Genomic DNA, 6,227 nt, shown 5'->3' on the forward strand with positions numbered 1-6,227 from the left:
CCAGGCCCTCCGGGACGCCGGCGCATTCTATGCAGCCGCCTGGCGCTGCAGGCACGAGGATTGCCCATGTTCCCCTCGCGACCAGACACGCTTGCCGTGGCCTGGTCACCGGGTCTGGGCAGGCCCGATGGCGCGTTCGCAGCATTCACCAGGAGACCGACCATGCGCAGTTTGCTGACCTTGTCGCTCGTCGCGGGATGCACCGGCCTCACCGGTCCGGCCTGGGCCCTCAGTCCAACGCTGGTGGGTTCCGGTTTCGACCAGCCGCTGTTCCTGACCGCGCCGATCGGCGACAGCCGCTTGTTCGTCGTCGAGAAGACCGGCCGCATCCAGGTGATGCAGGGCGGCAGCGTGTCGACCTACCTGGACCTCAGTGGGCTGGTCGACGCCACCGATGAACGCGGGCTGCTGGGCCTGGCCTTCGACCCGCAGTTCGCGAGCAACGGCCGCTTCTATGTCGACTACATCGACAAGACCACGCTGAACACTGTCGTGGCGGCCTACACCGCGCCGTCCGCCGCATCCAACACCGCCAATCCCGGCTCGGCGCAGCTGATCCTCAGCGTCGCGCAGATTCCCGGCCAGACCAACCACAAGGCCGGCTGGATCGGCTTCCGCGCCACCGACCCCGGCCAGCTCTACATCGCCACCGGCGACGGCGGCGACAGCAACAACCCCAGCGGCTCGGCGCAGGACATCCACAACAACCTCGGCAAGATCTTGCGCGTCACGCCGCTGGCCGGCGGTGGCTACAGCATCCCGGCCGGCAATCCCTTCGCCGGCGCCACAGCCGGCAACGACGAGATCTGGGCCTACGGCCTGCGCAATCCCTACCGCAACAGCGTCGACCGCCAGACCGGCGATTTCTGGATCGCCGATGTCGGCCAGGACGCGCGCGAGGAAATCGACTTCGAATCGGCGGCCACCGCCGGCGGCCGCAACTACGGCTGGCGAGCGCGCGAGGGCTCGATCGACAACCCCAACGTGGCCGATCCGGCGCCGCCCGGGGCCGTCGACCCGTTCTTCGACTACCCGCACGGCAGCATGGGCGGCACGGTGATCGGTGGTTATGTCTACCGCGGCAGCGGCGAGGCCGGGCTGGACGGCAGCTACTTCTTCGGCGACTTCAACTCCGGCAAGATCTTCTCGCTGCGCAACAGCGGCGGCGTGGTCGCCGAGTTCACCGAGCGCACAGCGGAGCTGGGCACGCCCTTCGGTGGTTTCACGCTCACATCGTTCGGCGAAGACGGCCTCGGCAATCTGTACATGATGGGCCTGGATGGCAATGTCTACCGTTTCGCCAATGCCGTGCCCGAGCCGGCCAGCTGGGCGCTGCTGGCCGGTGGCCTGCTGCTGGGCGCGGCGTGGCGCCGCAGCAGGCGGCCGCTGCGCTGAAGGGCCCGCAATTCGCCGCCGCGGTAGCTCAGCCTGCCGTTGACGAAGACCGTGTGGATGCCTTCGCTGACGGCCAGCGGCGCTTCGTAGCTCGCCCGGTCCTGCACCCGGGCCGGGTCGAACACGACGACATCGGCGAACCAGCCGGCCTGCAGCTGGCCGCGCTGATGCAGCCGGAAGTGGCGTGCCGACAGGCCGCTCATCTTGTGCACCGCCTGTTCCAGCGGGAACAACTGCTGCTCGCGGCAGTAGCGCGCCAGCACGCGCGGGAACGCGCCCCACAGCCGCGGGTGCGGGTGGCGGTCGTGCGGCAGGCCATCGGAGCCGATCATCGCCAAGGGGTGGGCGACGACACGCGCCACATCGTCCTCGTGCATCTGGAAATAGCAGGCGCCGCCGGGCTGCAACCGGCGGCAGGCCTGCTGCTGGCTGCAGCCCCAGTCGGCGGCAATGTCGGCCAGCAGCCGGCCTTCGGCTTCGGGATGCGGGTCGGACCAGGTGACGCGCACATCGATCACGCCGTCGACCAGATCTTCACGCAGCACCGTCGATCCTGCCGTGTAGGGGTAGACGTCCATCGCCAGCGCCTGGCGCTGCGCCAGCTGCTCGATCAGCGGCAGCGTTTCGCGCGTGCGGCCCCAATTCGCCGGGCCGGCGCACTTGTGGTGCGAGATCACCAAGGGCACGCCGGCCTCGAACGCCGTGTCGCCGGCCTCGTGCAGCGCCTCGATGATGGCCTGCATCTCGCTGCGCAGGTGCGTGGCGTAAACGCCGCCGCGGCGTGCCACCACCTGCGCCAGGCGCAGCACTTCTTCTTTCGGCGCGGCGAACGCGGGTTCGTAGAACAGGCCAGACGACAGGCCGATCGCACCGTCCGCCAGGCACTGGTCCAGCAGCGTGGCCATGTGCTCGAGTTCATCGCCGCGGGCCGCACGGTCCAGCGAGCGCATCGCCGCGAAGCGCAGCGTGGTGTGGCCGATCAGCAGGGCGGTGTTCAGCGCCGGCTGCGCTTGCTCGAAGGCTTTCGCGTAATCGGCGAAGGTGGCATGGCGGAACGACTCGCGGCCCAGCAGGTTCAGCGGGGCCGGCGCATCGTCCGTCTGCCACGGCAGCAGCGAAATGCCGCAATTGCCGGCGATCACCGTGGTGATGCCTTGCGACAGCTTGGGCAGCATATCCGGCTGCTGCAGCACGATGGCGTCGTCGTGGGTGTGCACGTCGATGAAGCCGGGGGCCACGGCGAGGCCGCGGCAGTCGTGGCACGCGATGCCGTTCAGATCGTGCCGGGCCCGCAGGTCGGGGCCGATGGCCGCGATGCGTTCATCGATCAATAACACGTCTTCAGCGCGGCCAACGGTACCCGAGCCATCGACGACCAGGCCGCCTTCGAGCAGGTGACCGCGGCTCATTCCGGCGCGCCCCAGTTCAGTTGCGGATGGTGGCGCGTGTCCAGCCCATGCGTGGCCAGCACCTGGCGCACGCCATGTAGCCGCGCGACGGCTTTGTCGCCCAGGCGCTGTGCGATCAGCACCGTCAGCACCTCGATGACCGTCAGGTGCGCCAGGTAGGCCTCGGTGCCCACGTGCATCACCGGATCGTCGGGCACCTGGATGCCCAGCACGATGTCGGCCTGCTTCGCCAGCGGCGTGCCGGCCTGCGTCAGTGCGATCACCGTGGCGCGCTGCGCACGGGCCACGGCCACGGCTTCCATCAGCGAGGGCATGCCGCCGACATGCGAGATCGCGAAGGCCACGCCGCCGGCGTCCAGCGTCGCGGCCGAAACCAGCTGCAGGTGCTGGTCGAGGTAGGCGTTGGACACCAGCCCCATGCGGAACAGTCGCGCCTGCATGTCCGAGGCCATGAAACCCGAGGTTGCGCCCACGCACCAGCAGTCGACGCGGCTGGCGCGCACCATCGCGTCGGCCGCGGCTTCCAGCGCCTGGGTGCTGAGCTGCGCCTGCACGCCGTTCACCGCGGCGGCCGCGCTCTTGATGACCTTGGAGACCACCTGCTCGGTGCTGTCGCCCAGGTTCACGCGGCGGTGCAGCGGCGAGCCGCTGACCGCCATTTCCTGCGCCAGCGCCAGCTTGAATTCACGCAGGCCGGCAGAGCCCAGATCGCGCACCGCACGCATGATGGTCGGCACCGAGCTGCCCGAGCGTTCGGCCAGCGACTCGAAGCTTTCGTTCAGCGCCCGCTCGGGGTCGGCGAGGATCAGTTCCAGCGGCGCACGGCGGGCGGCCGGCAAGGTGGTGTCGGCCAGCAGCTCGGTGATCTTGTTCAGGACGCTGGGGGTCATGAGGGTCATTCAGAAGCAGGTCACCAGCGCGTCGACCACGCGGTAGTCGCCATCGACGATGGGCATCCAGCGCCACTTGTCGAAGGTGGTGCAGGGGTGCGAGATGCCGAGCGCGACGAGATCACCCACGCGCAGACTGGCGCCATCGAACCGCAGGTAGGCATGCTGATCGTTCAGCGCGCTGATCTTCCAGTCGGCCGGCGCGTGCTGCATGCGGTGGCTGCCGCGGGTGACGAAGCCCAGCGGCAGCGGCATCTCGATGTCGTGGGAGATGTCGCGTTTGCCCACCGCCAGGATGGCCAGGCCGGGCTCGGGCAGCGACTGCACCGCCGCCCACACTTCCAGCGCGGCGTGCAAGCCGTTGTCGGCCGCGCAACCAAGCCGGCGGTTCACCGAGGCCATGTAGCGCTTGTAGCTGCCCTGGTCGTGCGTGATGTAGCAGCCCGATCGCAACAGGCCGCGCACCTTGCGCTTCAGGTGCGGCGTCAGCTGCTGCGCCACGAGGTCGAAGATCGCCGAGCCGCCGGCCGACAGGATGATCTCGTCGCTGTTGAATAGGTTGTCGCGGTCGCATTGGCGGGCGACCTCGTAGACACGGTGCAGCAGTGCATCGGCATACGCCGCGTCGGCCACGTCGTCGTTGATCGCGCCCAGGCCTTCGTAGCACTCGACGCCGCACAGGCGCACCGCTGCGCTGTCGTGCGCGCGGCGGGCCAGCGCCATCGCCTGCTCATGCGTGCGGCAGCCGGTGCGGCCGCCGGGCACGCCGACCTCCAGCAGCACCTCGAAGGGCGTGGCCGGGTGCGTGCCTTCGATCAGCGCCAGCTGCGCCGGCGAATCCAGCAGGAACAGCACGCGCAGGTCCGGGTGCGCCGCCTGCAGCGCGGTGATGCCGGCCAGATCGATGGCGGTGATCACCTGGTTGGCGATCAGCGCGTTGCGCACGCCGGCTGCAACCCCGATGCGCAGCTGGCCGACGGTGGCAAAGGTGATGCCCCAGGCGCCGGCCGCCAGCTGGCGCTGGAACAGCTGCGGCGACATGGTGGTCTTGCCATGCGGTGCCAGGCCGATGCTGCGATCGTTCGCGAAGCCCTGCATCCAGCCCAGGTTGTGCTGCAAGGTGTCGCGCTTGATGACGGCCAAAGGCAGCGGCAGGTCACCATCGAACACGCGCCAGCCCTGCGCGCCGATCTGTGAACGGCGCAGCGGCGGGCTGCTCTGCGGAAAGCCCTTGCTGTGGGCATCGATCAGCGGGTCCAGCACATCGCTGAGCGCGGGGGGCATGGCATCGGTCATGTGAACAGCTCCTTTCGGATGCAGGCCGTCCAGCGGCCGGGGCTGGATTCTTCCAGCATCGGCCGCTGTTCGGCGCAAGCGGAAATGGCCTGCGGGCAGCGGGTGCGGAACCCGCAGCCCGAGGGCGGGTTCAGCGGGCTCGGCATGTCGCCCATCAGAGGCACATGCACCAGCGCAAGCTCCGGGTCGGGTTTGGGCGATGCGGCCAGCAGCGCCTGCGTGTACGGATGCAGCGGTTTCGCGAACAGCGCTTCGGTGGGTGCGACCTCCATCACCCGGCCGAGGTAGAGCACGACCACGCGGTCGCACAGGTACTCGACGACGTCCAGGTCATGGGAGATGAACAGCATCGTCAGCTTGAACTGCTCACGCAGATCGCACAGCAGGTTCACCACCTGCGCCTGGATCGACACGTCCAGCGCCGACAGCGGTTCGTCGGCGACGATGAACTCGGGCGCCACCGCCAGCGCGCGTGCGACGCCGATGCGCTGGCGCTGGCCGCCGGAAAATTCATGCGGATAGCGGCTGGCGTGCTCGGCGCGCAGGCCGACCCGCTGCAGCAGCTCGGCGATGCGGGCTTCCGATTCACCCTTGCCCTGCGCCAGGCCATGCGTGGCCAGCGCTTCGGCCAGCACGTCGCGGATGCGCATCTTCGGGTTCAGGCTGGCATACGGGTCCTGGAAGATGATCTGCAACTTGCTGCGCAAGAACCGCATGCGGCTGTCCGAGGCACTGCCGAGGTCCTCGCCACGGTATTTCACGCTGCCGGCGGTGCTTTCGACCAGGCGCAGCAGCGCCCGCCCGATGGTGCTCTTGCCCGAACCCGACTCGCCGACCAGGCCCAGCGTCTCGCCGCTGTGGATTTCGAACGAGACGTCGTCCACCGCGCGCACCGGGCGCGATGCCGGCCCGAAGAACTTCTGCAGGTTGCGCACCTCGATCAGCGGCGTCGCGCCGTTCATGCGTCCTCCCCGATCCTGGCCACGGCCGGGACGATGCAGCGCATCCCCCGCCCGGCTTCGTCGACGACCAACGCGGGCATCGCGTCCTTGCAGGCTCCGATGGCCCGGTCGCAACGCGGCTCGAAGGCGCAGCCCGGCGGCGGGGCGAGCGGGCTGGACACCTGGCCCCGAATGGCATACAGCCGCCGCTTGCCGGATGCCGCGCCCGCCGCTTTGCCGCGCTGGTGCCCCGGCAGGCAGGCCAGCAGCCCCTGGGTGTAGGGATGCTGCGGCCG

Annotated in this window: 6 protein-coding genes; 1 reads left to right on the top strand and 5 read right to left on the bottom strand. The window is 69.3% G+C overall.

Annotated features, from left to right (window positions below):
- Nucleotides 1-162: 162 nt before the first annotated feature.
- Entirely contained in the window at nucleotides 163-1,395 is a 1,233-nt protein-coding gene (locus tag VLK61_RS10635; RefSeq protein ID WP_325420937.1) for a PQQ-dependent sugar dehydrogenase, read from the top strand.
- On the opposite strand, the gene VLK61_RS10640 is transcribed toward VLK61_RS10635, so the two are convergent.
- The 5 genes from VLK61_RS10640 to VLK61_RS10660 all read right to left on the bottom strand — a co-directional run.
- Nucleotides 1,290-2,804, bottom strand: a complete 1,515-nt coding sequence (locus VLK61_RS10640; protein WP_325420939.1) for an N-acyl-D-amino-acid deacylase family protein — start codon at nucleotides 2,802-2,804, stop codon at nucleotides 1,290-1,292. The genes VLK61_RS10635 and VLK61_RS10640 overlap by 106 nt on opposite strands.
- Entirely contained in the window at nucleotides 2,801-3,694 is an 894-nt protein-coding gene (locus tag VLK61_RS10645; protein ID WP_325420941.1) for a MurR/RpiR family transcriptional regulator, read from the bottom strand. Before VLK61_RS10645 ends, VLK61_RS10640 begins: the two co-directional genes overlap by 4 nt.
- A 9-nt stretch (nucleotides 3,695-3,703) precedes the next feature.
- Nucleotides 3,704-4,990, bottom strand: coding sequence for an amino acid deaminase (locus VLK61_RS10650; protein ID WP_325420942.1), 1,287 nt, complete (start codon nucleotides 4,988-4,990; stop codon nucleotides 3,704-3,706).
- Nucleotides 4,987-5,952, bottom strand: a complete 966-nt coding sequence (locus VLK61_RS10655; protein WP_325420943.1) for an ABC transporter ATP-binding protein — start codon at nucleotides 5,950-5,952, stop codon at nucleotides 4,987-4,989. The genes VLK61_RS10650 and VLK61_RS10655 overlap by 4 nt, the downstream gene beginning before the upstream one ends.
- Nucleotides 5,949-6,227 (bottom strand): oligopeptide/dipeptide ABC transporter ATP-binding protein (locus VLK61_RS10660; RefSeq protein ID WP_325420945.1); only part of this gene is annotated, 279 nt, incomplete at its 5' end. The genes VLK61_RS10655 and VLK61_RS10660, both read right to left, overlap by 4 nt.

The sequence above is a fragment of the Aquabacterium sp. genome (assembly GCF_035476535.1).
In the GTDB taxonomy this organism is placed as follows: Bacteria; Pseudomonadota; Gammaproteobacteria; order Burkholderiales; family Burkholderiaceae_C; genus Pseudaquabacterium.

What these genes read in the sequence shown, in the direction of transcription:
- VLK61_RS10640 (WP_325420939.1), bottom strand. Translation starts at nt 2,804, where the DNA reads ATGAGCCGCGGTCACCTGCTCGAAGGCGGCCTGGTCGTCGATGGCTCG.
- VLK61_RS10635 (WP_325420937.1), top strand. Translation starts at nt 163, where the DNA reads ATGCGCAGTTTGCTGACCTTGTCGCTCGTCGCGGGATGCACCGGCCTC.
- VLK61_RS10655 (WP_325420943.1), bottom strand. Translation starts at nt 5,952, where the DNA reads ATGAACGGCGCGACGCCGCTGATCGAGGTGCGCAACCTGCAGAAGTTC.
- VLK61_RS10645 (WP_325420941.1), bottom strand. Translation starts at nt 3,694, where the DNA reads ATGACCCCCAGCGTCCTGAACAAGATCACCGAGCTGCTGGCCGACACC.
- VLK61_RS10650 (WP_325420942.1), bottom strand. Translation starts at nt 4,990, where the DNA reads ATGACCGATGCCATGCCCCCCGCGCTCAGCGATGTGCTGGACCCGCTG.